The organism is Leifsonia sp. KNZ13-11D (genome assembly GCF_056754895.1).
In genome coordinates, this window is the sequence record NZ_JBPGWU010000001.1 from 1,567,783 (window position 1) to 1,591,288 (window position 23,506).

Sequence of the window (23,506 nt, forward strand, 5' to 3'; positions counted from 1 at the left end):
GATAGGGTGGACGTACCGGTTCCGCATCCATCAGCGAGGAGTCCCATGTCGCGTACCGTCAAGCTCGCCGTCATCCCGGGTGACGGGATCGGTCCGGAGGTCATCGCCGAGGCGGTGAAGGTGCTGGACGCGGTGACGGAGGGCAACGGCCTCGCGTTCGAGAAGACCCACTTCTCGCTCGGGGCCGACCGGTATCTCGCGACCGGCGACGTGCTGACGGACGAGGACCTCGCGGCGATCTCCGCACATGACGCGATCCTCCTCGGCGCGGTCGGCGGCACGCCGGGCGACCCGCGGCTGGCCGGGGCGAACATCGAGCGCGGGCTGCTGCTGAAGCTGCGCTTCTCGCTCGACCACTACGTCAACCTGCGGCCCACCACGCTCTTCCCCGGGATCGCCAGCCCGCTCGCGAACCCCGGAGACGTCGACTTCGTCGTGGTGCGCGAGGGCACGGAGGGTCCGTACGTCGGCAACGGCGGCGCCATCCGCGTGGGAACGCCGCAGGAGGTCGCGAACGAGGTCTCGGTCAACACCGCCTACGGCGTCGAGCGCGTGGTCCGCTACGCGTTCCAGCAGGCAGCGCGGCGGCGCAAGAAGCTCACCCTCGTGCACAAGACGAATGTGCTGACCTTCGCCGGTTCGCTCTGGAAGCGGATCGTGGATGCGGTCGCCGCCGAGCACCACGGTGTCACGGTCGACTACCTCCACGTCGACGCTGCGACCATCTTCCTGGTGACGGATCCTGCTAGATTCGATGTGATCGTCACGGACAACCTCTTCGGCGACATCCTCACCGACCTCGCGGCCGCGATCAGCGGCGGCATCGGGCTGGCGGCCTCGGGCAACATCAACCCGGCCGGGGCCTTTCCGAGCATGTTCGAGCCGGTTCACGGATCGGCCCCCGACATCGCCGGCCAGCAGAAGGCCGACCCCACCGCCGCGATCCTCTCCACCGCGCTCCTGCTCCGCCACCTCGGCGAGGCGGAGCTCGCCGAGCGGGTCGAGCAGGCGGTGACCGCCGACCTCGCCGTCCGCACAGGCGCTGCGCGAACGACCGCCGAGATCGGCGACGCCATCGCCGCCCGAGTGGCGCAGAATTGATCCACCGTCGCACAAAGGACCTGTCATGACCTCGACCAGCATCTCTCTCACCAGCGGCCCCACCGAGACCTCCGGCCTGCTCTGGAACGTCACCCGCAACGAGGCGGCGCGCGACGCCGCCGCGCGCGCGGAGATCCTCGCCAACCCGGGCTTCGGAAACTTCTTCACCGACCACATGGTCGACATCTGCTGGTCCGTCAAGGGCGGTTGGCACCGCCCCCGCGTCTCGCCCTACGGGCCGATCCAGCTGGAGCCGTCCGCCGCCGTCTTCCACTACGCGCAGGAGATCTTCGAGGGCCTCAAGGCGTACCGCCACGAGGACGGCTCGATCTGGGGCTTCCGCCCGGAGGCGAACGCCGCCCGCATGCAGCGTTCGGCGTACCGTCTCGCCCTCCCCGAGCTGCCCGTCGAGCACTTCCTCGACTCGCTGAAGCAGCTCATCGCCGTCGACGGCGACTGGGTGCCGGACGCTCCGGAGACGAGCCTGTACCTGCGGCCGTTCATGTTCGCCAAGGAGGCTTTCCTCGGTGTGCGCCCGGCCAACAAGGTGGCGTACTACCTGATCGCGAGCCCCGCCGGCGCGTACTTCCCGAGCGGCGTCGCCCCGGTGTCCATCTGGCTCTCCGACCACTGGTCGCGGGCGGGCAAGGGCGGGACGGGCGCGGCGAAGACCGGAGGCAACTACGCGTCCAGCCTGCTGCCCCAGGCGGAGGCGTACGAGCACGGCTGCGCCCAGGTGCTGTTCCTCGACTCGGTCGAGGGGAAGTACATCGAGGAGCTCGGTGGGATGAACGTGGTGCTGGTCCGCAAGGACGGGACGCTGGTGACCCCCGACTCCGATAGCATCCTCGAGGGCATCACCCTCGACTCGGTGCTGCAGCTGGCCCGCGATCGCGGCCACGCGGTGGAGCGCCGCCGGGTCACGATCGACGAGTGGCGCGACGGCGTCGAGTCGGGCGATATCGTCGAGGTGTTCGCGTGCGGCACCGCCGCGGTGATCACCCCGATCGGCGAGCTGAAGTCGGACACGTTCACGGTCGGCGACATCACCGCGCCTCCGGGTGAGCTGACGATGTCGCTGCGGCAGGAGCTCACCGACATCCAGTACGGCCGTCAGCGCGACCGCCACAACTGGATGTACCGCCTGGACGCGTAACCGGGATGGTCTTCGCTGTCGTCGGGCCGGGCGCCGTCGGCGGGCTGTTCGCCTGGCTGCTGCAGCGCGCGGACGAGGAGGTCGTGGCCGTCGGGCGCCCGGCGACCGTCGAGGCGATCCGCCGCGACGGCATCGAAGTGCGCAGCGAGCTGTTCGGCGACGCCGTGCGGGCGGTGCGCGCCGAGACGGAGGTGCCCGAGGGCGCGAGCGTGATCCTGGCGACCAAGGCGTACGGGCTGCAGGATGTGCTGCCCACCATCGTCGCCGCACGGCCGGCCGAGGTCGTGTCGTTCCTGAACGGGGTCGAGCACATGGCTCCGCTGCGTACGGCGCTGCCCGGCGTCCCGGTCGCGGGAGCGTCGGTCGCGGTGTCCGCGCTGCGCGCATCCACCACCGTGATCGACCACCGCAGCCCGTTCGTCCGCATCGAGGCGCCGGAGGCGGCGGCCGGTTTCGCGGCCGTGCGCGCTCTAGCGGATGCGGGCCCCAGCGTGCGCGCCGGCGGCACCGAGGCCGAGGTGCTGTGGGCGAAGTTCCGGCTGCTCGCGTCGCTGGCGCTCCTGACCTCGTACTGGCGGCAGCCGGCGGGCGCGGCGCTCAGCGAGGACCCGGAGCTCACCGAGGCCGTCGTCGCCGAGGTCGTCACGTGCTCGGCGGCCGAAGGCGTCCGCGCCTCGGAACTCGACCTGATCCGCGCGCTGCGGAGCGTCCCCGGCGGCATGCGCACCTCCCTCCAGGAGGATCTGGCGGCGGACGCGCCGAACGAGCTCGATGCGATCGGCGGCGCACTCCTGCGGATCGGCGAGCGCCATGGCATCCCCACGCCCGCGCTCACCCGCATCGTCACGGCGCTAGGCTCGAACGCGTGAAGATCGCACGATTCAGCCACACCCGCGACGGCCAGAGCACCCCGGCGATCGACTACGGCATCGTCGACGACGACGCCCTGGTCGTGCTCGCGGGCGACCCGATGTTCGTCGGCTTCGACACGACGGGGGAGCGCGTGCCGCTCGGCAAGGTCGGCGCGCTGCTCGCACCGGTCATCCCGCGCTCGAAGGTGGTGGCCGTCGGCAAGAACTACCGCGAGCACGCCGCCGAGATGGGCGGAGAGGCGCCGGGCGAACCGCTGCTGTTCCTGAAGCCCAACACGTCGGTCATCGGCCTCGGCGACCCGATCGTCGTCCCGCCGCAGTCGGAGCGCGTCGACTACGAGGGCGAGCTGGCCGTCGTGATCGGTACGATCGCCCGCAACGTGCGTCGCGAGGACGCCGCCCAGCACATCTTCGGCTACACGGTCGCCAACGACGTCACCGCTCGCGACCTGCAGGAGAAGGACGGCCAGTGGACGCGCGCCAAGGGCTTCGACACCTTCTGCCCGCTCGGGCCGGTGATCGAGACCGACCTGGCGCCCGACGCCGTGCTGCGCACCCGCCTCAACGGCGAGCTGAAGCAGGAGGCGCCGATCTCCGACATGGTGCACGACATCCCGTCGATCGTCGCCTACGCGTCGAGCGTGTTCACCCTGCTGCCCGGGGATGTGATCCTCACCGGGACGCCGTCGGGCATCGGCCCGATGAAGGCCGGCGACACGGTCGAGGTGGAGATCGACGGGGTCGGTTCGCTCGTCAATCCGGTGCGCGACCCGAAGTAGCCCCACCGGTAGGATCGGAGTCGTATGTCTGACTCGATCGCTCACCTGTTCTCCGAAGCCACCGGCACCGATGTGCGCGTGCGCTTCTGCCCGTCGCCGACCGGCACGCCCCACGTCGGGCTGATCCGCACCGCCCTGTTCAACTGGGCGTACGCCCGGCACACCGGCGGCAAGCTGATCTTCCGCATCGAGGACACCGACGCGGCCCGCGACAGCGAGGAGAGCTACCAGCTGATCCTCGAGGCGCTGCGCTGGCTGCGCCTCGACTGGGACGAGGGTGTCGACGTCGGCGGCCCCGACGGCCCCTACCGTCAGTCGCAGCGCTACGACATCTACCGCGACCTCATCGAGCGGCTACGCGAGTCGGGCCACATCTACGAGAGCTTCGCCACGACCGAGGAGATCGAGGCGCGCAACGTCTCGCTCGGGCGCGACCCCAAGCTCGGCTACGACAACTTCGAGCGCGACCTCACTGACGCGCAGAAGGCCGCCTACCGCGCCGAGGGCCGCTCGCCGGCGCTACGCCTCCGGGTGCCGGACGACGACCTGAGCTTCGACGATCTGGTGCGCGGCGAGATCACGTTCAAGGCGGGGTCGTTCAGCGACTTCGTCGTCGTGCGCCCGAACGGGCATCCGCTGTACACCTTCGTGAACCCGGTCGACGACGCGCTGATGGGCATCACGCACGTGCTCCGCGGTGAGGACCTGCTGTCGTCCACGCCCCGCCAGATCGCCCTGTACCACGCGCTGATCGACGTGGGCGTGACGACCTTCGTGCCGCGCTTCGGCCACCTGCCGTACGTGATGGGGGAGGGCAACAAGAAGCTCTCGAAGCGCGACCCGGAGTCGAACCTGTTCCACCACCGCGACCGCGGCTTCATCCCCGAGGGCCTCGTCAACTACCTGGCCCTGCTGGGCTGGTCGCTCACCCACGACCGCGACGTCTTCTCGCTCGAGGAGATGGTGGCCGCGTTCGATGTGAAGGACGTCAACCCGAACCCGGCGCGTTTCGACCAGAAGAAGGCGGAGTCGATCAACGGCGACCACATCCGGCTGCTCGACGTCGCGGACTTCGCCGAGCGCACCATCCCGTACCTGGCCGCCGCCGGGGTCGTGGAGGACCCGCTGACCCCCGAGCAGCATGCGGTGCTCACGGAGGCCGCCCCGCTCGTGCAGGAGCGCGTGCAGCTGCTCGGCGAGACACCGGGGATGCTCGGCTTCCTGTTCACGGACGCGGCATCGCTGGTCATCGAGGACGACGCCCGCGCGTCCCTTCCGGCGAACGCCGGCGAGGTGCTCGCGGCCTCGCTCGGCGCGCTGGAGCTGGTGCCCGAAGCCGAGTGGACGCACGAGGCGATCGAGTCCGCGCTGCGCGACGCGCTGATCGAGGGGCTCGGGCTGAAGCCCCGGGTCGCGTTCGGTCCGCTGCGCGTCGCGATCTCCGGCCGCCGCGTGTCGCCGCCGCTGTTCGAGTCCATGGAGATCCTCGGCAAGGCGGAGACGGTCGCGCGACTCGACCGGCTGTCCGCAGCGCTGGCGTAGCGGTGAGCGGGATGCCGGGGGCCGCGGGCCCGGGGGCGTCGGTCGAGTCGGTCGAGGTCGTCGTCATCGGCGGTGGTCCGGCAGGGCTGTCGGCCGCACTGAACCTGGCGCGGGCGCGCCGGCGCGTGCTCGTGGTGGACGGCAACCGTCCGCGCCACGCCGCGACGCTGCTGGCGCACGGCTTCCTCACCCGTGACGGGGTGTCGCCGCTGGAGCTCCGCCGCCTCGGTCGCGAGGAGGTCGACGCCTACCAGAACGCGTCCGTGGTCTTCGCGCAGGCGAGCGCCGTCTCGATCGAAGGCGACGGTCTCCGGGTCACGGCGAAGGGCGTGCGCGGCGGCGGCGATGTCGACGTGCGGGCCGACGCCGTGCTCATCGCGACCGGCGTCACGGAGACGATGCCGGCCATCCCGAGCCTGCGCGCCTACTACGGCACCCAGCTGCACAGCTGCATCGAGTGCGACGGCTTCGAGTCGGCCGGGCGGCCGCTCGCGCTGATCGGCGAGACGGCCGACCTCGCCGAGCGGGCCCTGCTGCTCACCCAGTGGACCGACGACCTGATCGTCTTCACGAACGCCGCGGAGACCGTCGACGCCGACGAGGAGCGCACGCTCGCCCGGCTCGGCGTGCGGGTCGAACGCCGCCGCATCGACGACATCGTCGGCGAGAAGGGCGTCATGACCGGCGTCCGCCTCGAGGACGGTGCCGTGATCGAGCGGGCCGGCGGTTTCCTCCGTCCCGTCTGGTCGCCGGCGCTGGCGTTCGCCGACGCCCTCGACCTCGACCGCGACGCCGAGGGCTACCTGGTCACCGACGCGCAGGGCCGCACCTCGCTGCCCGGCGTGTATGCAGCGGGGGAGACGACGGCGCCCGGACCGCAGCAGCTGATCGTCGCGGCGGGCTCCGGCGCGGTGGTCGCCGCGGCGGTCAACCGCGACCTCATCGGCGTCGCGCTGGACGGCGCCGCCGTTTTGTAGTCCGCGCCGCGGGTAGGCTAGAGTTGGTTCTCGTGCCCGGGCCGCGGTCCGAAGCAGTGGGGTATGGTGTAATTGGCAACACGGCTGATTCTGGTTCAGTTGTTCTTGGTTCGAGTCCAGGTACCCCAGCAGTGACATGACGTCGAAAGGCCCGGATTTCCGGGCCTTTTTTGGATCGCGACCGGCCATTTCCCGTCGTCCGCCAAGCCCGGCGTCCGCGAAGTCTCTTCTTCTCTGGATCATCGCTGGTCATTGCAGATCACCCCGAGTTGTTCCAGTTTTCTACGACTTTTCTGCAACTCTGAACGTCCGCCCGAGACAGAAATGCCCCCGCCGGGTCGACGGGGGCATTCACTTTTTTTTGGAGCGTCAGCGAAGCAGGCTGGTCACGCTCGAGACGTCGGGTGCGATCTGGACCCTCTCGATGTACGACTCCCTGGTGGTAGCGACGGAAGCGTGACCGAGAACTGCTGCCGCTGCTTCTTCACCGTGCTCCCGGGCGACCGCGTTGCCGACTGTCCTCCGCATGGTGTGAGTGGAGAGCCAGCCCTCGAAGTCGGAGCCGCCGATGACCTCGCGAAGAGTCCGTCGCAGGTTGTTGAGGTTGAGCGGCTGACCGGTTTCCGTCGCGAACAGGAGCCCTGTTTGGGTAGCACCGGCGCGCCGAAGTAGGACAGCCGCCGCCCACTCATCTGCCCACACGAGGCGCCTCTGGTTCGTTTTGTTGTGCTCCTGGACGATGTAGCGCCCAGGTGTCTCGTAGATCGGACGTTTTCGTCCCGGCACGGTGGTCTTCGTGCCGCTTGCTTCCTTGTAGACCACGGCGCCGTGGACGCGGACTTGAACGCGTCCGTCGGAGTGCAGCACGAGGTCTTCGGCGCTGAAGGCCGCGACTTCGCTCACTCGGAGGCCGGTTCCGAGTTGCACGGTCAGCACGTCCCGAAGCGTGTCGTGAGCGCGCCGGGAATTGGGGCCGCTCCGAGGACGCTGCCTGTCGGATTCCAGCATCGTGAATAGCGCGTTGACCGAGGTAGCGGACAGGGCGCGGACCTCACCGCGACGCCTGGCGAGGCGCTTAGGGAGGCCCGATGCCCAGTCGTCTCGGATTGCTCGGCCTGCCCTCGTGTGCATCTTTCGGATGATGGTGCGGCAGCTACGGGCCTCGCTTGGGTGCTTCGAGTTGAGCTGAGTGAGGAACTCGCCGAGGAGGTGTCCGTCGACTTCATCGAGGCGCAGGTTGCCGATGGTCGGGATGATGTGGTTGCGGATGGACGCCCGGTAACGGCTCACCGTCTGGGTCGCCAGGTCGGGGCTCTGCTCATAGTCCTTCAGGACCAGCTCCGCCAGCTCACGGATCGTGGACTCCGACTTGAGCGTCGACGCGCTGCTGCGGCGGCCGGTGATCTTCTCGGCGGCAGCGAGACGCAGCTTGTCCGCGGCAGCGCGTGAGCCAGCCGTTCGCTGGATGCGGTGGGTGGTTCCCCACGGGTCTCGGTACGCACCGCTCACCCGGACGCGGCTGTCAGGGAGTGTGGTGTAGGAGAGTTTGCCCCACGATCCCAGTGAGGTGCGCGGACGGCCAGTCACCGCGCGCTCCGACGCGGGCCGAAGAAGGCGATCACGTCGTCATGGCGCCACCGCCGAGACCGACCGATGTTGTCCACCGGGGCGGGAAGCTGTCCTCGGGAAGACATGTTGCGGACGGTGCCGACCGCAACCTGGAGGTATGCCGCGATGTCCTCCATCGTCCAGAGCCGGTCGACTCGCAAGGTCTTCTTCGTGCTCTTGTCGCTCATGTGGTTCTCTCTCCCGCAAGAGGCGAGTCGTCTCCGAGGCGGGCGAGACGACCGTTGAGCTTGGTGCTCAGAGCGGAAGCGATCATCCGGGATCACTCAGGCTCAACACTGCTATGCGCGGGGGCGGCGTTTCAGCTGTGAGTGCCCGGCTGAGCGGCGTGGCCGGGGTGAGCCACGTAGCGGTTACTGGCCACGCTGCGTCGCCCAGGCGCAGTAAGCGGACCAGGCGCCCACGAACCGGCAGTGGGAGGGCCACCTGAGCCGACCCTTCCCGCACACGCAACCTCAGCGTTCATACGAGACGGCCGCCGCCACGCATCGCGAATAAGCGGACGTTCGCGCTGCAGCGAGACAGGCGGGCCCCGCACGGGTGCCCGAACCAACGTGACCGCTTGAGCACCTTGACGCACGCTCTGCCGAGTCCCGCCCACGGAAGGGATGTAGCGGGGGAGAAGGACCTTCGCAGAAACCAGAAGGAGCCCACCTACGATCGAGATCGCTGCCTCGAAAGGCCAGGTCGTGACCGCCCTCGTCGCGATCGCCGTCGGCATCATCGTCGTCCTCGGCAGCATCGCGTACGTGGCCACCACATACAGCGCCGCCGCACAGCACACGCGTAGCTCCAACGCGCTTTCGGACTAGACGAACGACTGCCCTCTGTGGCGCACGGCACGCCCAGCCCCGCCCACAGAGAGAGTGAAGGGCCAGAAGGCTCGTTCACCACCACAGAACGAAAGGCACCCATTGCACGGAAAGACCCTCGTGGCCGGCCTCGCCGGCGCCGCGATCACACTGGCACTCGTCGGCCTGGGAGGCTGCACCGCACAGCAGACCCCAAGCGCGGCGCAGCAGCCACACACCACAGCACCCGCAGCACCGAAGACCGCCGAGGCGAAGCAGCAGCCTGCACAGCAGACCCCGCTGCAGACCCTCGCTCCACCGGTCGCCCAGCAACCGGTGAGCTCCGCACCCGTGATCCAGACCATCCAGGGCCCTCGTGGTGCCGCGGGCGCGCGCGGCGCGACCGGCACACCTGGCGTGGGGGCTCCCGGAAAGGACGGCCAGCCCGGTCCGGCGGGCCCAGCGGGCCCCCAGCAGGTGACGGCGACGACAGCGGCGGCGACCCGCCCGTCGCCGACACCACGCCGTGGAACGTCCCGGATGCCACTCTCCGTACCGCCATTCTCATCTCGCTCGGCCTTGATGCCAACCATTCGCTGACTCTGAGCGACGCAGCGCAGCTCACGGATGCGAACGACTCGCCCGTTCTGGCTTACGCCGCGTCGAACGGTGCTGGCGCCCAGCACGACTACACGGGCCTGGACACCAGCAAGATCACGGCGCTCGGGTCCGTCTACCTCGGAACATCGACGACCACGCCGACTGCGGGCCTGGAGAGGATCCGCTACATTGGCGACCTCGAAGCCAACGGACTGAACGGTGACCTGACGATGCCGGCCCTCGAGTCGGCTGGAACGATCACCGTGAACATGGGAGCGGGCCTGACGGCGCTCTCTATGCCGAAGCTCGCCCACGTCCAGAGCGGGATGTACGTCGAACAGCTCGACAACCTGACCACAGTGGACCTCGCTGCCCTGCAGTCCGCGGGCGACCTCGAGTTCATCGCCTGCGACGCCCTGCCCGACATTCACCTGGATAGCCTCGTATCGGCGACGTACTCTGTCGGGTTCTCGGGCACGTCACTGGCGCAGATCGACATCCCTGTCCTCCAGACCGTGGGTGGCTTCGGCGTGAGCAGTACGGCAGTAACGGAGATCTCCGCTCCGCAGCTGGCCACGGTGGGTGCACAGGGTCTGGCGATCGGCGCCAACCCAGCGCTGACTGCGGTCGACTTTCCGCGGCTGAACAGGCTCCACGGGCAGATCATGCTGTACAACTCGCCGAACCTGGTCTGGGACCCGGCCGGGTTCCCTGCACTCACGGGAACCGTGGATCAGGGCGCCGCCGTTTACATCGACCCCTGGCCGGTGAGGGACCTGCCGACCACTCTGCAGGCATACCTCGCCGCCAACTAGTGGCTAGCGCAACGAGGCCCGGGAGCGCAGAGCTCCCGGGCCTTCGCGTCCCGCCAAGCAGCTGAGGACCGCAGTGGAGCTGAGACCACCCATTGAAACGGGCCGCCTTTCTCACCGGAGGCGGCCCGATTCCGTGCCGGCGCCATCCACGCCCGGGATCCCGCGCATAAGTAACGCGTCCGTCCGTACGATGTGGGAGAGCGAGAAGGAGACCGGTGTGACCACAGATGCCGCCCACCGCGCAGCCGACAGGCTGCTGGAGCTTTTCGGGGAGATCACACTGGCACTCAAGCCGGAAAAGGCTGACACCACCGAAGAGGCGCGGGTTCATTTCGCCCGTCAGGTCGCTGCCGCGAACGACTACTACCTCCAAACCGCGAACGTCGCGCTCCCGGCCGGCGACGTCACGGCGATGGAGGCGGCCGCAGTCAAGATGCGGGAGCTCCTCGACGCTCTTCGTGGGGGAGACGTCGACGTTGCCGAGTTTCTCGAAGTCGGCCGCTGATGGGTCGCCCGAAACACATGGAGATGACGACCAAGGAAGCAGAGCCGATTCCCGTCGCTCTCGACCATCTCCTGGACGCGTGGGGTGATCTGTGCTCCACCCTCGAAGGCCGCGCTGAGGCGGGCCTCATCAGCGACGAGCTTCTCTTACGCCAGGTCGCTGATTCCCATGCATGGCAGCGCAGCGTTGCGCGGGACGATCCCGAGGCGATGCGCGCAGCGGCCACGCGGTTCGCTGAGCTCTCCGCAGTCCTGCGCGAAACCCCGGAAGCGGCCGTCAACGTGAGCTCGTTTCTTAACCGGTCCGCGAGCTGATCCCGCTCGTCAGACGCACATCCTACGATCATCCTGTGCGTACCGAAGACGAGGTTCGAGCCGCTGCCGGCCGCCTACAGGTCACGGCTGATATTGCGGTCGAGCGGATCGGCGCTAGTGGACGCCCGGCCGCCGACGACGAGATCGCCGCGGTCCGCTCCTATGTCGCCGCGACCCCGGCCGACTGGTATCCCCTTGTGGTCGCCGAAGGACGGGTCTCCGCCATGATCAGCTGGCTCGAGCACCCTGTCCCTACCCCGAACTTGGCGGCGATTCTAGGCGCCCCACCGCCGGCCGGGCTCCCGGAGCCGTGGTTGCTGACCCATCTACGACCGCGGCCATCCGCCGAAGAGCTGGCCGCCCTGGATGTGCTGGTTGTCCTGGACGTGGATGGGGTAATCCTCAGGCAGCCCCCGCGCCCCGGTGTGAAGCACCCTCAGCTCGAAGACGACGCTGGCCGTGTCTATGACCTGGACATTGTCAGCGGAGTCGGCAAGCTCAGCGACGTTCTCTATCGGGAGGGCGTGGACTTCTGTTTTCTGTCGTCGTGGTCAGCGGCCGGGGCGCTCGACCTGGACCAACTTCTGAGGAGACTGCCGGATCAAAGCCTGTGGGGCGGGTTCGTTCTCGCCGGCCAGCCGGCGGACGGCTCCATCGCGAGCTGGAAGCTCAACGCCATCCGGAGGCTCGAGGAGGAACTGCCAGGGCACGTGGGATTGATCTGGCTCGACGACCAGTTGCGGCAGCTGACCGCACTGGACCCTGCCTGGGCTGCGGACACCACGAGCCGCGACCGGCTCCTTATCGCACCACACCCATCCACAGGACTGCTGCCTGGCCATCTCCGGCAGATCGCGGCGTTCGTCGACGCTCACCGAAGCGGGCGCGACACGGCGCAGCCATGACGCGACAATCGGCCCCGCCGAATCGTCCTCTGCGGCGGGAGCGGAGGCGTCGACCGCTGCACCTTCGCAGGCGTCCTGGCCTTCGGATCCTGTCGCGGCTCGCGCAGCTTGTCTCCTGACAGGTACCGTCAACCACTTTCGTGAGCACTTTGCCCACCACCCCGCCAAGATTGTTCGCCGCGTTAGTCAGTGCCGTTGCGGTGCACCGTTGTCGCCTCTACGATCGCGGCGTGACCTCGCCCACGGAACGCGCTGACCAGTACTGGGCCGCGGTGTTCGAGGTCGAGTGTTCGGCCCTGCGGCAGCCGGGGTTGCACATCTCCTACGTCGCCGACCGAAACGCAGGAATATACGTGCTTGAGCTTGACGAGGCGATCCGAGTACGGGCACCCAGAAGTCGGGCAGCCGAAGTCAACAGCCTCGCCGCTGACGCGGCTCTCGATCGAGATGCATGGATAGCCACGCTGCGTGGCCCGGAGCCCCTGGTCCTGGGACCGGCCGCTCACTACCTCGCTAGTGAGAACGTCGATTCGTCGCGCGAAACCGCCGACCCCTCCCTGGCCGAGTTGCACCAGATGGTTACAGGCATCTCCGCCGAAGAAGTCGAGGAGTCGGGCGTGCTCGAGCCGGAAATCGACCGCTTCGGGCTCTGGGTGGACGACACGCTCGCTGCGGTCTCTTCACTAAGCGCCTGGGTTGGCGGCCGCACGGATGTTGGCCTGCTCGTGGCGCCGGAGTTTCGAGGTCGAGGTCTCGGTCGGCAAGTCGCCGCAATCGCGCTCAACGCTGCCACCCGCCGGGCGGGCATCGCTCGCTGGCGCTGTCGAGAGGACAACGCGGCCTCGATCGCCCTTGCGACCGGGTTCCGGCTACAGCCGTATGCGCGGAACCTCGGCATCCGACTTTGAGGCGTAGACCGAATCGCGAACTACGGGACCGCAATCACCTGATATGCGTCCTCGTACACCACCCAACCGGGGCAGCGCTCTCGACACGGTCCCAGGCCACATCATGCGCGTCCAAGAGTTCCGTGTAGAGCAGCGTCTGTGCGATCAGCTCGCTTCCCGAGAGCTTGAACCAAGCCACCGCGCCAGGATTGGCAGCACGATCGTAGACGAGTCGACTCGTTCTCGAGGGCTCCGGATATGCAGCCTGGAACCAGTCATTGCTGCACCTCCACCGCTCGTGATCTTCGGTGCTCAGCAGCCCGGCGCGCGAGGCCGTTGGCATGTGCGAACACACCAACCTGGATCCCACGGGCGTTGGAGGTGGGTGAGCCGAAGCGCACGAGTCGAGGTTGAGACATCGCCTAGACACTAGCGGCAGAGCCACGTTCTCAGAGGCGACAGCACGCGATGCGGCAGTGTCGCCCCGGAGCTGAAGCCGAGATCACTTACGTTGCGCTCGACGATGCTGATCTCCTCATGCTCTCGTAGATCGAAGACGGCGTGCTTGATCAAAGTTTCGGCGTACGAGTTGAGCAAAATGCCACGGGAGCCGAGTTCGGCTAGCAGTTCGGAGCATGTCATTCCACCGACTTGAAGACACAGGGGGGTTCGTTTCATATCGATCCAGTGAACGCACGGAACAAGAGTATCCAGCCCACCGCACGTAAGCGGATCCCCCAATGAGACCTGCATGGGTGGGGTGGTCCCTGCGGTTCTCAAACTTGGATCGCCTGGTGCAGTAGGGCTGATGCGACGACGAAGGCAGCTAGCTCGAGGAGAATCCCCCAAATCGGGATCCACCAGCTTCGGATGACAAGGTGCTTCTGCACGGCTAGAGCGGCTGCGGTGCACGCGATGGTCAGAGCGGTCGCGCACGGGGTGATCCACGTGGTGGCGCCGAGTAGCTCGAAATCGCACGAAGTCGGGCTGCCCGAGCAGGCCGCCACGCCCATCTGCTGCATGACAACACCAAAGGACAGCAGGAACCCGATGAGGACTGCGACAGCAACAACGAGAATCGTGCCGGCACCTCCATCACCGTGGCCCGTATCGGTCGAGGGGCGGGACTGAATCTGAGCATCGAAGTCATCGTCCCAGTCGTCCCAACGCATCCCCACACCGTGACGATATCGCTCGCAAGTGATTGCTCACGCGGTTGCCAAGGGCCGCATGCACTTCAGGTCGGACGCAATTCGTAAACATGCAAGGAAGCGCATCTTCCATCGTGCGGAAGCCAACAGCCCTTCGTCGCCTTCAGTCTCACCCATGACAAGACTCCAATGATCGCGAGTTCGCGAAGGTCTAGCATGCGCTCTGAACTCGCTTCCGACTTCCCGGAAGAGCGAAGACCGCGGCCCTCCTTTGCGCACCCCGCTCCCCCTCACGGGCAGCCGGAAAGTCTGAGGCGAGTCCATCCGGTCGTCCTGCGGCCATCGCGCTCGCGCCCCGCGTTCGGGGGTCTTTGATGCTCCGCGTTGGTGGCATACGCTCAACCGACGCCCGGATTCGCCTGCGGCGACGAACGGGGAGTCCTCGCATGCGACGAGAGAAACATACGGCTCGAAATGGGCTGATCCGAGGCACAGTGGTCGTGGTGGGCGCGCTGGTGGCGGCGTCGCTCTCCGTCTCCGCGTCGCCTGCGCTCGCGGCGAACGCTGCGCCCGACCTGGTCCCCTCGGCCCCGCTCGGCCCAGTCGCGGACGCCACGTTCGACGGGACGCCCGTGGTCGACTCGGCGACGCACACTATGTACGCGATGGCGGGCAAGCTCAATGCCTATGGCGAATACGTAGGCGACGAAATCCTAGAGTTGAACGATCTGACCGGGCAGACCGTCGGAGCGCTGTCCCCGCTCGGCAGCGTCGCCACCGGCGAGTTGGCTCTCGACGAGAGCACGCACACGCTGTACTTCGCAAGCTCCCAGGCCGTCGAGTCGTTCGACACGGTGACCGGAGCGCAGACGGGTCTGAGGCTGTTCCCGTCCGGGACCGTCCACGACATCGCTCTGGACACCGCCACCCACGACCTGCTCGTCGCGTGGGACAGCGCTATGCCGTCGACGCTCTACGAGTTGTCGGGCGACCTCACGACGGTGATCGCCCAGGCGGCCCTTCCGCAGCCGATCACCTCGCTCGCGGTCGACAGCGTGACCGGGAAGGCGTTCCTCTCGGAGTACTGGACCGCGATGGCGGAGGTCGACCTCCCGACTTTCACTGTCGGGGCCACGACCTCGGCGACCCAGGTCGACTCGCTCGCAGTCGACACGGCGACGGGCCAATTGTTCGGGCGGCAGTACGTCGGCGTGGATCACGTGCTCACCGCGTTCTCCGAGACAACACTCGCCGTTACGGCCACCGCCGTGCCGCCGATCGCAGCCTTCGTCGTCGACTCGACCCGCGGATTCGTGTACGCCTCCAGCGCGGACCGCACGACCGTCTCCGAGATCGACACCGCAAGCGACACCGCAGTGCGGACCGTGTCGACTCCGTCCCCGAACCAGTTCAGCGTCACGACGGAGGACGTCGCGACCGGCAACGTCTTCGACAGCTCGAACGAGAACTCGAACGGCTTCATCCAGGTCCTCGCCGCGCCGTCCGCGATCACGTCCGCCGCTCCGCCCGCCGGCTCGACGTGGAACGACTACTCGTTCACGCCGTCGCTCTCGCCCGCGGGAGTCTTCTGGAACACGTACGGCAACCTCCCGCCGGGTCTCACGGTCGACCCGGCCACCGGTACCGTTTCGGGAACCCCCACGACGGCAGGCACCTACACCTACACGCTGACCGGCCGCGACGCGCACGGCGACGGGACGGCGGCGACCTACACGCAGACGATCCAGCTCAACCGCCTCGTGGACCAGGTCTACGGGTCTGACCGCTACCAGACGGCAGTCGCCGTCGCGCAGAACGCGTTCCCGACCAGCGCTCCGATCGTGTTCGTCGCGAGCGGCGCCTCCTTCCCCGACGCGCTCTCGGCGGGGCCGGCGGCGGCGAAGCTCGGGGGTCCGGTGCTGCTGACCGCGCCGTCCGTCCTCCCTGCGGAGGTCGCTGCGGAGATCACCAGTCTCCACCCGTCGAAGGTCGTCGTGGTCGGCGGCACCAGTGTCGTGTATCCAGAGGTCCAGGCTCAGCTCACCGCCCTCGTGCCGAACACGGTGCGCTGGTCGGGCTCGGACCGCTTCGCGACCAGCCGTGTGATCGCTCAGAACGTCTGGGGCACCGACTTCACCTACGTCTACGTGGCGACGGGCAGGAACTTCCCCGACGCCCTCGCGGCGGGAGCGGCAGCTGCCAACGGCCCCGGGGCTCCTCTCCTCCTGGTCGATGGAGGTGCGGCGGGACTCGACCCCGCCACCCGCGCATACCTCGCCTCGCAGGTGAACGCCTACAGCGTCAGCATCGCGGGCGGGGTCAACGCCGTCTCTGCCGGAATCGAACTCGACCTCAGGAACACCGGGGCGCGCGTCTACCGCTTCGCGGGCGCGGACCGGTACACCACTGCGACTTTGCTCGACGAGGCGGTGTGGAACGTGGCGGGAGCGAGCCCGACGCAGGCGACGGAGAATCTGGCATTCCTGGTCACCGGGCTCAATTTCCCGGACGCGCTGGCGGCGGGCCCCTGGGCCGGTGGCACCGGCGCGCCCATGTTCCTGGTCACCAGCACCTGCGTCCCGAACGGCGTCATCAGCGACCTCAACGCGCTCGGCGTAGACCTCGTTGTTCTGGTCGGCGGCCCGACGGTGCTCACCGAGCCTGTCGCGCAGCTCACCCCGTGCGACCTCTCCGCCGCCTCTGCGATCGTCGGCGCGAAGGCGACCGTCGGAGGCGCTCCGCTGCCGCGGCTGGACGTGGCGGCGCACGTTGGGGTGTCGCAACAGCAGTCGCGCTGATTCGAGCCGTTCCCAACAACGGCGCACGCGGTTGAGAGTTGTTTCGGCTGGTCAGGGTAGGTTTCCGCCGCTTGTCTGGCGGACGGCCTTGAGCTTGGTGCGCCGCGATGCCTTTGAGCTGGTGGTTTCCTGGATTTAACGCAGGTTTCGACGAGGAGGCGCGGAGTCGAATCGAAGGACCGCCCGCAGAAGGATGGGCGACTAGCGCACCGGCCACCTGGCCGCCCTGCGTCAGTAGCCCATCGGCTACCGGGCCTGAAGGCTGTGGCTCTTCGATAAAGGGTTCCCCAATATGCGCCCGATGACTCCGATTCGCCGTTGCTCACCCACCTAGTAGTGCGACTTCGAAGGAGTCCGTAGGGCATTGCCCGGAGGACCGGCGTCGATGGCAGCATGCTGTCATGGCTGAGAACACCGATACCGACGTCGCCGAGGCTCGGCGGTGGCTGCTTCTCGATATTGGCGGTGTCCTTGAACTGGTGGACGACACCGCTCGATCCGGGACGTTCGCTTCTCGGTGGGCGCCGATGCTTGGACTCACCAAAGAGGAATTCACGCTGCGAATAGCGGAAGCAGAGCTTCCGGACGCCACCCGTCAAACCGGCGTTGCCGAGGCCTACTGGCAGGGGATTGCCGATGCCGTGGGAGCGTCGACCGAGCAGCTAAGCCTGATGCAAGCGAACTTCTGGGATGACTACTGCGGGGTCGCGAACGATGAGCTCATTGCGTATCTAGCCGGACTTCGCGATCGAGTTGGGCTGGCCATCCTGTCCAACTCGGGAGATGGAGCTCGCGAGGAGGAAGAGCGACGTTTCCGGTTTTCAGAGTTGTTTGATCCAATCTGCTACAGCCACGAGATCGGCGTAACGAAACCAGAGGCTGCCGCCTTCCACATTGCGCTCGACCAGATGAACGCATCTCGAGGCGACGTCCTTTTCATCGACAACGTGCAGGAAAATGTCTCAGCCGCCCAAGGGCTGGGCTTCCAAGCCCATCTTCACGTCGACACCGAGACGACGATCGCAGCTATCGAGCGCGCCCTTCGCTGGTGAACACAGCGCCACCGAACGTCTAAATCTCGTCAGCCGTCGCGCACGTAATCCGATCCTCTGCGCGATAACCGATTCCGTTCCGGCTGCTGTCGAGTGGATAGTGTCGCAGGGTGTCGTTGACTTTGATGTGTGGGCTTTCGTTCTCCGGAAAGAGTACCTTTGCTGAGCTGCTGGCTGATGCCCTGGACGCCAACCTGCTCAGCTTGGACGCTATCAACGCGGAGCGAGGGCTCAACGGTGGCGAGGGCATCCCGCTCGAAGAGTGGGCTCGGACGAACGATCTCGCCCACGCTCGCGCCGCGGGGGCACTCGAAGCCGGGCGCGCTGTGGTTGTCGACGACACGGGGTCGCCGCGATTCATTCGAGATGGGTGGAGGAAGGTTGCGGCGGAGGCCGAGGCGAGTTTCTCGATCGTCTGGGTCCGAATCGACTCGGTTCGGCAACGGCAACGGCTTCTCGCCAATCGCGCTGTCGCGGGCCGTCACGACGTGACGGATGAGGTGATGGCTGCGCATGTGGCCAGCTTCGAGGCTCCGGTAGACGAGGATCCGCTTATCGTTGACGCGGACGACACTAGGAATCCAGAGACTGTGGCAGCGATCGCGAGAAATATCCGCCAGCGCGCCCGATGAGGGGTGGTTCAGCGGTCGAGTATGCGCTGGAGCTGGTCGAGTAGCTTCCCCGTGCCGTGTTCGGTGTTCGAATCGTAATTGACGATGGGCCCGTCGAGGTCGAGGGTTTCGATCCGTCCGTCCGTGAGTGTGCGGCGGAACTCATCAACGCGATCGGAATCGGCGTGTCCGGGGTGGCGGGTGCCGTCTGCGGAACGGGCGATGAAACGTTCGGTGAGCACTTCCGCGGGGGCTGTGCAGTGCACCTGCACGGCGCGAAAGCCGTATCTCTGCTGCCAAGCCTGAAACTTCGCGTTCTCGTAACGCGCGTCGTAGGCGGAATCGATGAGAAACGAATGACCGGTCTGCAACTGAAGCTCGATGACGTAGTCCAGCACCGCGAAGGATGCCCGACCGAGCTTGATCGACCAATCTGCGTCGCTCATGCCGAGCGTGTCGAACAGCACCTCCTTGATGGCGTCCTTAGCAACGACCGGGAGGCGCCATCGCTGCGCGATGTGCCGGGACAGGGTCGACTTCCCCGAACTCGGGCGTCCGACGACCAGCACAACATCGGTGCCCATCAACGCACCCACTGCTGTCCGGCGCTCATCCCGCAAGTCTCGCATCCCTCTGCCACGAGCTGCGGCCGGCGTAGACCCAGAAGCCGCCGCCGGCGCATAGCATGGTCGCGGCTACGACGGCCAGCGTTTTTCGCACGGCTCAGTGTCGCATGAGTTCTCGGCCGCTAAAGCGACGACCCGGGGGGCGATCAATCTGGGCCACTAGAGCGGCGGAGGCACAGCTTGCCGACAAGTAGCGCCTTTCATTTCGCACTGGTTCATGCCCGGAGGAGGATCCATGTGCGGGCGGTTCCCATTGCCAACGCCGGCACGATTGCACTGCTGGGGTCGTCGTAGTTTGCTAGCTGTGGCCGCCGCCGGGATGTGTCCTATCTGCCTGGTGCCCGGCAGATAAACGCCCGCGACGATCGCGACGACCATCAGTCCACTGACGACTGCAGTGACTGCCGGGCCGCCCCGGTCGAGCCAAAGCTGCCGAGCGGGAATCCGCCGGCCCAATCGGCCTGTAGCAAGATCAGACCGCTTCAGCGCTCCTCGCGGCGGGTCCAGTGCTCGCGCATGAACATACGGCCGAACCAGGCGCTCAGGCCGTTGCCCTGGTACTCCTCCGGGTCCGCCTCAAGCACTTCGTTGCCCTCCGGTCGTGGCAGCGCCTCGGCGTCATCTACCGTCAAGGTGGTGTGCACGCTAGAGGAGGTGATGCCGTCCACGAAGTTCGCATCCACGAACCGCAGCCCGGCGTCGGTGCTCACGGCGATTCCATCGAAGAGGTCGAGGCTAGGATCCTGCAGCACATGCTCGACAGTTCCGATGCGTGTGCCGTCGGCGGCAATCACGTCGACGCCCTTTTGCAGGGCGGTATAGGCGATGGGTGTCTCGTCGGTCATGTTCGTAACTCTAGGACGCTGCCCCGTCCGCTGTGGCGAATTCTGCTGAGGGACCGAACCGGCACGAAGGCACAGCGTTCGAGTCCGGACCCCCGCCCGTTAGCGATCCCGCTGCGGGCGCGAGTCATCCGCGTTCTTCCGCGTATAGCGCCGAAGCGTGTTGAGCTTTGAGTCTCACGAAGACCCATATCCGAATGGCGACGCCCACCCCGAGAATTGCGACGACCAGCGAAAGCACGACGAGCCCACCGATCGGCCAGCGGTTAAGTAACCCGTACACAAGACACGCAACGGCACCACCGAATACAATTGCACTCACGACGATGAATCGCAGCATCGACGCTCGGGACTCCGGGAAGCTTCTCGGAACAGTCACGTCGCGCACGACGCCAGTATCAGCCGGCGCTGGCGATCTGTCTATGGCAAAATCACTCCACAACGCACGATGGACGATCCTTCAGCGTGCGGCCCGCTGATGTGACAGGATTTTGCCAATATGGCTGACAGTGAGGTGCCGTCCCGACGACACGTAGAAGGGTTCCATCTTGAGTCCGCGGTGAAAGCCGCACGGCTGTCAGACTCGCATCGTTCCTTCGGGGCCGCCCTCTCTTCCGGCCGCCACGCCGAAATCGTCCCTCTTGACCCTGTTACCCTCGTCCCACCCACGGACGACTGCTCCACGGTCGGCTATTCCATCGATGTTGACAACCATGCGACTGTGGTCTGGGCTTCGGGAAGAAGACCCGATCGATGGTACGTCTCCCGCCAGCGAGAGCGAGAGGTGTTCGAGGTCGTAGAAACCGCGGCTCGAACGTGGCGCGGCGGCGCCTTATTCGTTCAACCACTACTAGGCGGTTTTGTGATCGCAACCTCCGACTGCGAGTGGCGCTCCAGTGGGGCAGACCGCAATGCCGTAATCATCGACGACCACGGACACGATATTGCCGCGGACACGATTGGCGGGGGAATTCGGCATCTTCAGGCCACGAGCACTGGGGAAATCTGGGTCGGCTACTCCGATGAAGGCGTCTACGGAAATTATGGATGGAACCACCCTGGACCCGAGACACCTGGGTGTTGGGGTATCGCGCGGTTCGATAGTTCGCTGACCAAGGTCTGGGACTACGCGCCTAGGTCGCTCCATGACCCGGATGCACCGGAGGACGTTATCTCTGATTGCTACGCGCTCAACGTGACTGACGACCGGGCCATAGCGTGCACATACACTGACTTTCCGATAGTCCAGATTGACCGCGGCGGCGACGTGACCGTTCACCGCGTTGGCATCGAAGGCGTCGACAACATTCTTGTTAGCGGCCAGGTGTGCGCGCTTTTCGGCGGTTACCGTGGCGACCAGGACCGCGTCACCATCGGCGAACTTGACGAAGGCGGCTTCGACAAGCGCGGTGCGGGAAAGCTACAACTCGACAGACTTCCCGAGGAAGACCTGAGGCCGGTCTTCGTTTCGCGTGGGAGCCAACTCAATCGGTTGAGCGACCGCTCTTGGCTGCGCTGGCGCCTCGAGGTGAATTAGCGACCCAATCGGGCGCTCAGTGCTCCCCGACCGATAGCGGGGTGCGTCAATTACCGATCCGCTTTCGTTCGGCCGGCGGAAGCGCTTGTGGCCCCAAAGGCCTGCGGAAGTGCAACCAGTCAGTATTCGAGCTCATGCGCCCAATGATGGGCTAGGCTTGCAATCGGTCAGCGATGTCCGAGAAGCCTTGTTTGCGCACGATCTTCGCCGCAACCGGCCAATGACTTGACGGCCCGCTCTTGGCAAGGAGGGCGTCCACGTGCGCACTGAAGAGGTCGCGCGCGCGGTCGCGGTTGCCCAGCTTCGCGTGGAGCGCACCGATATCGAGCGGTGCGTGCGGTGCGATTCCCAAAGCTTCTCCGCCATCACGATCGAATGCGGCGAGCAAAGCCGCAACACTGTCGAACTTGCCCAGTCGCTCCAGGCCCGCCGTCAGCAGAAGGTCGGACGCGACTTGGACCCCTGCTTCGTCATCGAGGCCCCACCAGAGGTCGCGTCCCTCGTGATGGAGTTCCCCGATCCGCCACCGAAGGTCGCAGTCATACTCGTTTACCCAGAGACCGCGGGAGCCTGAGCTGACCTGGTTGAGTCCTGGCACGAAGACGCCGAGATTGATCGTGAACTTGCCAGTGCGGTCGTAGGACCTGAGCTGCAACGAAACAACGTGCACTATCCCGTCAGCGACCTCGCGATTGAAGGAGTTGCGTCGCTTCCGGAATCCGGCCCGCTTCAGCTGCGGAGCAACGCTTGAGACGATCGCGGCCGCACGTTCCTGATTTTGCGTCACCCGCAGATCCTGTCATAGGTGCGAATTCCTGTCGCCCGTAAGGCGGTCCCTGAGCGGTCTAGCGATGACCGAGGTATATGGACGCTTCATAGGTCGCGGATGTTCAGGAGTGCGCGAACTTGCAGCGAACGGCGAAGCCCAGCTTCGTGCAGACCATCGACAACGACCGCGGCGCCGCACCATCGGGCGCCACTCATCTCCACGAGGGAACGGCAAGCACCAGCCTGTGCACCGGTGTCTACCCAATCGTCCACGAATAGGACCGAGTCACCTGACTTCAAAAGCGAGCGGCGAAGTCCCAGCCGAAGATGCCTATCGCGATAGTCAGGGGCCGTAGACACCTCCCACCACGCGTCACTGTCGGCGGCACGACCGGGATCCTTCCTAACCTCGGCGAACCCCACACCAAGATGATGCGCCACCAGGGCTCCGAGCAGGCTTCCCCTCGACTGCGTGCCCAACACCACGGTCGGCCGCTGATCAGAGAACAGCCCGGCGAGAGCTGCTCCGATCTGTCTAACAATCTCGGGATCCCTCCACCAGCCCGTGACATCGGCACGGTAGTCCGGATCAGTGCGGTCGCCGATCCAACGGAAAGACGTACGCAACCGGTGCCGCAGCTCTGACATCGCACCATCGTGACACACCACGCGACGGAGCAAGGAGGGATCCTTGTGCGCGTCCGAGAGGGCGTGCGGCTTGATGGATCCAGGAGAGGCTTGATCGCAGGTGGGCGATGAAAACTCAGTATGTCTGGCAGTCGTCGACGCCCTGGGCACTCAGCCTCGACCTGGGTCGAACAAGCTCGAAACATAGCGGGTTACCCGACCCGGAATCGATCCCAAATGCGATTGTCCGTTCGTTGTTCCGCCCGGTCACGAAAAGCACGCTGCCAGAGCACTCAGCCGGAGAAGGGTTTGCTGGAACCAACGTGAGGTTCTGGACCGATTTCATGAAGCTCCACCTACCAGAGCAGTTCAGCGTCGGAGAGTGTGATTCACCTGAATCCCCCTGGACGACATACTCCGGCATATCCGTCATCTCGAACGTGCCATCTCCGGCCAGCACGAGGCGCGCTGAACCATGCACCCACGATCCAGTGAGGTCGGCGCCACTTTTGGCTGGCGGGTGGGAATCAAGAAGTGAGCATCCCGTCAGCGCGGCGCAAAGAGCGACAGCCAATGCAACAAGAGCAGCGGCACTCGGTCGCCTGATATGTCGCATGAAGGCGA

The 23,506-nt window shown here is 66.3% G+C and carries 23 protein-coding genes and 1 tRNA gene; 17 read left to right on the forward strand and 7 right to left on the reverse strand.

Annotated elements, in window-relative coordinates:
* The first annotated feature begins 45 nt into the window (after positions 1 to 45).
* The 7 genes from ACR9Y5_RS07875 (at position 46) to ACR9Y5_RS07905 (ending at position 6,556) form a co-directional block, all read left to right on the forward strand.
* The gene (locus ACR9Y5_RS07875) at positions 46 to 1,101 is read left to right on the forward strand and encodes a 3-isopropylmalate dehydrogenase (protein ID WP_481297442.1); all 1,056 of its coding nucleotides are present in this window, start codon (positions 46 to 48) and stop codon (positions 1,099 to 1,101) included.
* 25 nt (positions 1,102 to 1,126) lie between these two features.
* Positions 1,127 to 2,257, forward strand: coding sequence for a branched-chain amino acid aminotransferase (locus tag ACR9Y5_RS07880; protein ID WP_481297443.1), 1,131 nt, complete (start codon positions 1,127 to 1,129; stop codon positions 2,255 to 2,257).
* 5 nt (positions 2,258 to 2,262) lie between these two features.
* A complete protein-coding gene (locus ACR9Y5_RS07885; protein WP_481297444.1) occupies positions 2,263 to 3,126 on the forward strand; it encodes a ketopantoate reductase family protein in 864 nt (287 codons plus the stop codon).
* Positions 3,123 to 3,908, forward strand: a complete 786-nt coding sequence (locus tag ACR9Y5_RS07890) for a fumarylacetoacetate hydrolase family protein (RefSeq protein WP_481297445.1) — start codon at positions 3,123 to 3,125, stop codon at positions 3,906 to 3,908. Before ACR9Y5_RS07885 ends, ACR9Y5_RS07890 begins: the two co-directional genes overlap by 4 nt.
* A 24-nt stretch (positions 3,909 to 3,932) precedes the next feature.
* Positions 3,933 to 5,450: a glutamate--tRNA ligase gene (gene gltX / locus ACR9Y5_RS07895; RefSeq protein ID WP_481297446.1), complete on the forward strand. Its 1,518-nt coding sequence runs from the start codon at positions 3,933 to 3,935 to the stop codon at positions 5,448 to 5,450.
* 11 nt (positions 5,451 to 5,461) lie between these two features.
* Positions 5,462 to 6,427 (forward strand): NAD(P)/FAD-dependent oxidoreductase, encoded by a 966-nt coding sequence (locus ACR9Y5_RS07900; protein ID WP_481297447.1) that lies wholly within the window; start codon positions 5,462 to 5,464, stop codon positions 6,425 to 6,427.
* A 57-nt stretch (positions 6,428 to 6,484) separates the two neighbouring features.
* A tRNA-Gln gene (locus tag ACR9Y5_RS07905) sits at positions 6,485 to 6,556 on the forward strand.
* A gap of 240 nt (positions 6,557 to 6,796) precedes the next feature.
* Here the strand turns inward: ACR9Y5_RS07905 and ACR9Y5_RS07910 are convergent.
* Both ACR9Y5_RS07910 and ACR9Y5_RS07915 read right to left on the reverse strand, forming a co-directional pair.
* Complete coding sequence (locus tag ACR9Y5_RS07910; RefSeq protein WP_481297448.1) at positions 6,797 to 8,014, reverse strand: tyrosine-type recombinase/integrase; 1,218 nt, start codon at positions 8,012 to 8,014, stop codon at positions 6,797 to 6,799.
* Positions 8,011 to 8,223, reverse strand: coding sequence for a helix-turn-helix transcriptional regulator (locus ACR9Y5_RS07915; protein ID WP_481297449.1), 213 nt, complete (start codon positions 8,221 to 8,223; stop codon positions 8,011 to 8,013). The genes ACR9Y5_RS07910 and ACR9Y5_RS07915 overlap by 4 nt, the downstream gene beginning before the upstream one ends.
* A 519-nt stretch (positions 8,224 to 8,742) precedes the next feature.
* Between ACR9Y5_RS07915 and ACR9Y5_RS07920 the strand changes: the two genes are divergently transcribed.
* The 6 genes from ACR9Y5_RS07920 to ACR9Y5_RS07945 all read left to right on the forward strand — a co-directional run bounded on the left by ACR9Y5_RS07920 (position 8,743) and on the right by ACR9Y5_RS07945 (position 12,891).
* Positions 8,743 to 8,865 carry a hypothetical protein gene (locus tag ACR9Y5_RS07920; protein WP_481297450.1) on the forward strand — a complete coding sequence of 41 codons (123 nt, stop codon included), beginning with the start codon at positions 8,743 to 8,745 and terminating at the stop codon, positions 8,863 to 8,865.
* 809 nt (positions 8,866 to 9,674) lie between these two features.
* The gene (locus ACR9Y5_RS07925; protein ID WP_481297451.1) at positions 9,675 to 10,259 is read left to right on the forward strand and encodes a hypothetical protein; all 585 of its coding nucleotides are present in this window, start codon (positions 9,675 to 9,677) and stop codon (positions 10,257 to 10,259) included.
* 217 nt (positions 10,260 to 10,476) lie between these two features.
* A complete protein-coding gene (locus ACR9Y5_RS07930; protein WP_481297452.1) occupies positions 10,477 to 10,764 on the forward strand; it encodes a hypothetical protein in 288 nt (95 codons plus the stop codon).
* Between the two features lie 17 nt (positions 10,765 to 10,781).
* Positions 10,782 to 11,078 (forward strand): hypothetical protein, encoded by a 297-nt coding sequence (locus ACR9Y5_RS07935; protein ID WP_481297453.1) that lies wholly within the window; start codon positions 10,782 to 10,784, stop codon positions 11,076 to 11,078.
* A 35-nt stretch (positions 11,079 to 11,113) separates the two neighbouring features.
* Entirely contained in the window at positions 11,114 to 11,983 is an 870-nt protein-coding gene (locus tag ACR9Y5_RS07940; RefSeq protein WP_481297454.1) for a hypothetical protein, read from the forward strand.
* A 230-nt stretch (positions 11,984 to 12,213) separates the two neighbouring features.
* Positions 12,214 to 12,891 carry a GNAT family N-acetyltransferase gene (locus ACR9Y5_RS07945; protein WP_481297455.1) on the forward strand — a complete coding sequence of 226 codons (678 nt, stop codon included), beginning with the start codon at positions 12,214 to 12,216 and terminating at the stop codon, positions 12,889 to 12,891.
* A 755-nt stretch (positions 12,892 to 13,646) separates the two neighbouring features.
* Here the strand turns inward: ACR9Y5_RS07945 and ACR9Y5_RS07950 are convergent.
* Entirely contained in the window at positions 13,647 to 14,042 is a 396-nt protein-coding gene (locus tag ACR9Y5_RS07950; RefSeq protein WP_481297456.1) for a hypothetical protein, read from the reverse strand.
* 482 nt (positions 14,043 to 14,524) lie between these two features.
* Between ACR9Y5_RS07950 and ACR9Y5_RS07955 the strand changes: the two genes are divergently transcribed.
* The 3 genes from ACR9Y5_RS07955 (at position 14,525) to ACR9Y5_RS07965 (ending at position 18,503) form a co-directional block, all read left to right on the forward strand.
* Positions 14,525 to 16,819, forward strand: coding sequence for a cell wall-binding repeat-containing protein (locus tag ACR9Y5_RS07955; protein ID WP_481297457.1), 2,295 nt, complete (start codon positions 14,525 to 14,527; stop codon positions 16,817 to 16,819).
* Between the two features lie 401 nt (positions 16,820 to 17,220).
* Entirely contained in the window at positions 17,221 to 17,871 is a 651-nt protein-coding gene (locus tag ACR9Y5_RS07960; RefSeq protein WP_481297458.1) for an HAD-IA family hydrolase, read from the forward strand.
* Between the two features lie 110 nt (positions 17,872 to 17,981).
* The gene (locus tag ACR9Y5_RS07965; protein WP_481297459.1) at positions 17,982 to 18,503 is read left to right on the forward strand and encodes a P-loop nucleotide/nucleoside kinase family protein; all 522 of its coding nucleotides are present in this window, start codon (positions 17,982 to 17,984) and stop codon (positions 18,501 to 18,503) included.
* Positions 18,504 to 18,511: 8 nt separating this feature from the next.
* Here the strand turns inward: ACR9Y5_RS07965 and ACR9Y5_RS07970 are convergent, their stop codons facing one another.
* Together ACR9Y5_RS07970 and ACR9Y5_RS07975 are read right to left on the reverse strand one after the other, a co-directional pair.
* Positions 18,512 to 19,066: a P-loop nucleotide/nucleoside kinase family protein gene (locus tag ACR9Y5_RS07970; protein ID WP_481297460.1), complete on the reverse strand. Its 555-nt coding sequence runs from the start codon at positions 19,064 to 19,066 to the stop codon at positions 18,512 to 18,514.
* A gap of 524 nt (positions 19,067 to 19,590) precedes the next feature.
* A complete protein-coding gene (locus tag ACR9Y5_RS07975; protein ID WP_481297461.1) occupies positions 19,591 to 19,953 on the reverse strand; it encodes a hypothetical protein in 363 nt (120 codons plus the stop codon).
* Positions 19,954 to 20,449: 496 nt separating this feature from the next.
* Here ACR9Y5_RS07975 and ACR9Y5_RS07980 point away from each other — a divergent pair, with 496 nt between their 5' ends.
* Positions 20,450 to 21,487, forward strand: a complete 1,038-nt coding sequence (locus ACR9Y5_RS07980; protein ID WP_481297462.1) for a hypothetical protein — start codon at positions 20,450 to 20,452, stop codon at positions 21,485 to 21,487.
* Positions 21,488 to 21,638: 151 nt separating this feature from the next.
* Here the strand turns inward: ACR9Y5_RS07980 and ACR9Y5_RS07985 are convergent, their stop codons facing one another.
* A complete protein-coding gene (locus ACR9Y5_RS07985) occupies positions 21,639 to 22,274 on the reverse strand; it encodes a DUF4304 domain-containing protein (protein WP_481297463.1) in 636 nt (211 codons plus the stop codon).
* Between the two features lie 86 nt (positions 22,275 to 22,360).
* Positions 22,361 to 22,903 (reverse strand): phosphoribosyltransferase family protein, encoded by a 543-nt coding sequence (locus ACR9Y5_RS07990; RefSeq protein ID WP_481297464.1) that lies wholly within the window; start codon positions 22,901 to 22,903, stop codon positions 22,361 to 22,363.
* Positions 22,904 to 23,506: the final 603 nt, after the last annotated feature.

Excerpts from the sequence above, each read along its gene's own strand:
- ACR9Y5_RS07875 (WP_481297442.1), top strand. The coding sequence starts at position 46 with ATGTCGCGTACCGTCAAGCTCGCCGTCATCCCGGGTGACGGGATCGGT.
- ACR9Y5_RS07880 (WP_481297443.1), top strand. The coding sequence starts at position 1,127 with ATGACCTCGACCAGCATCTCTCTCACCAGCGGCCCCACCGAGACCTCC.
- ACR9Y5_RS07885 (WP_481297444.1), top strand. The coding sequence starts at position 2,263 with ATGGTCTTCGCTGTCGTCGGGCCGGGCGCCGTCGGCGGGCTGTTCGCC.
- gltX (WP_481297446.1), top strand. The coding sequence starts at position 3,933 with ATGTCTGACTCGATCGCTCACCTGTTCTCCGAAGCCACCGGCACCGAT.
- ACR9Y5_RS07900 (WP_481297447.1), top strand. The coding sequence starts at position 5,462 with ATGCCGGGGGCCGCGGGCCCGGGGGCGTCGGTCGAGTCGGTCGAGGTC.
- ACR9Y5_RS07915 (WP_481297449.1), bottom strand. The coding sequence starts at position 8,223 with ATGAGCGACAAGAGCACGAAGAAGACCTTGCGAGTCGACCGGCTCTGG.
- ACR9Y5_RS07925 (WP_481297451.1), top strand. The coding sequence starts at position 9,675 with ATGCCGGCCCTCGAGTCGGCTGGAACGATCACCGTGAACATGGGAGCG.
- ACR9Y5_RS07935 (WP_481297453.1), top strand. The coding sequence starts at position 10,782 with ATGGAGATGACGACCAAGGAAGCAGAGCCGATTCCCGTCGCTCTCGAC.
- ACR9Y5_RS07950 (WP_481297456.1), bottom strand. The coding sequence starts at position 14,042 with ATGCGTTGGGACGACTGGGACGATGACTTCGATGCTCAGATTCAGTCC.
- ACR9Y5_RS07960 (WP_481297458.1), top strand. The coding sequence starts at position 17,221 with ATGGCTGAGAACACCGATACCGACGTCGCCGAGGCTCGGCGGTGGCTG.
- ACR9Y5_RS07970 (WP_481297460.1), bottom strand. The coding sequence starts at position 19,066 with ATGGGCACCGATGTTGTGCTGGTCGTCGGACGCCCGAGTTCGGGGAAG.
- ACR9Y5_RS07975 (WP_481297461.1), bottom strand. The coding sequence starts at position 19,953 with ATGACCGACGAGACACCCATCGCCTATACCGCCCTGCAAAAGGGCGTC.
- ACR9Y5_RS07980 (WP_481297462.1), top strand. The coding sequence starts at position 20,450 with ATGGCTGACAGTGAGGTGCCGTCCCGACGACACGTAGAAGGGTTCCAT.
- ACR9Y5_RS07990 (WP_481297464.1), bottom strand. The coding sequence starts at position 22,903 with ATGTCAGAGCTGCGGCACCGGTTGCGTACGTCTTTCCGTTGGATCGGC.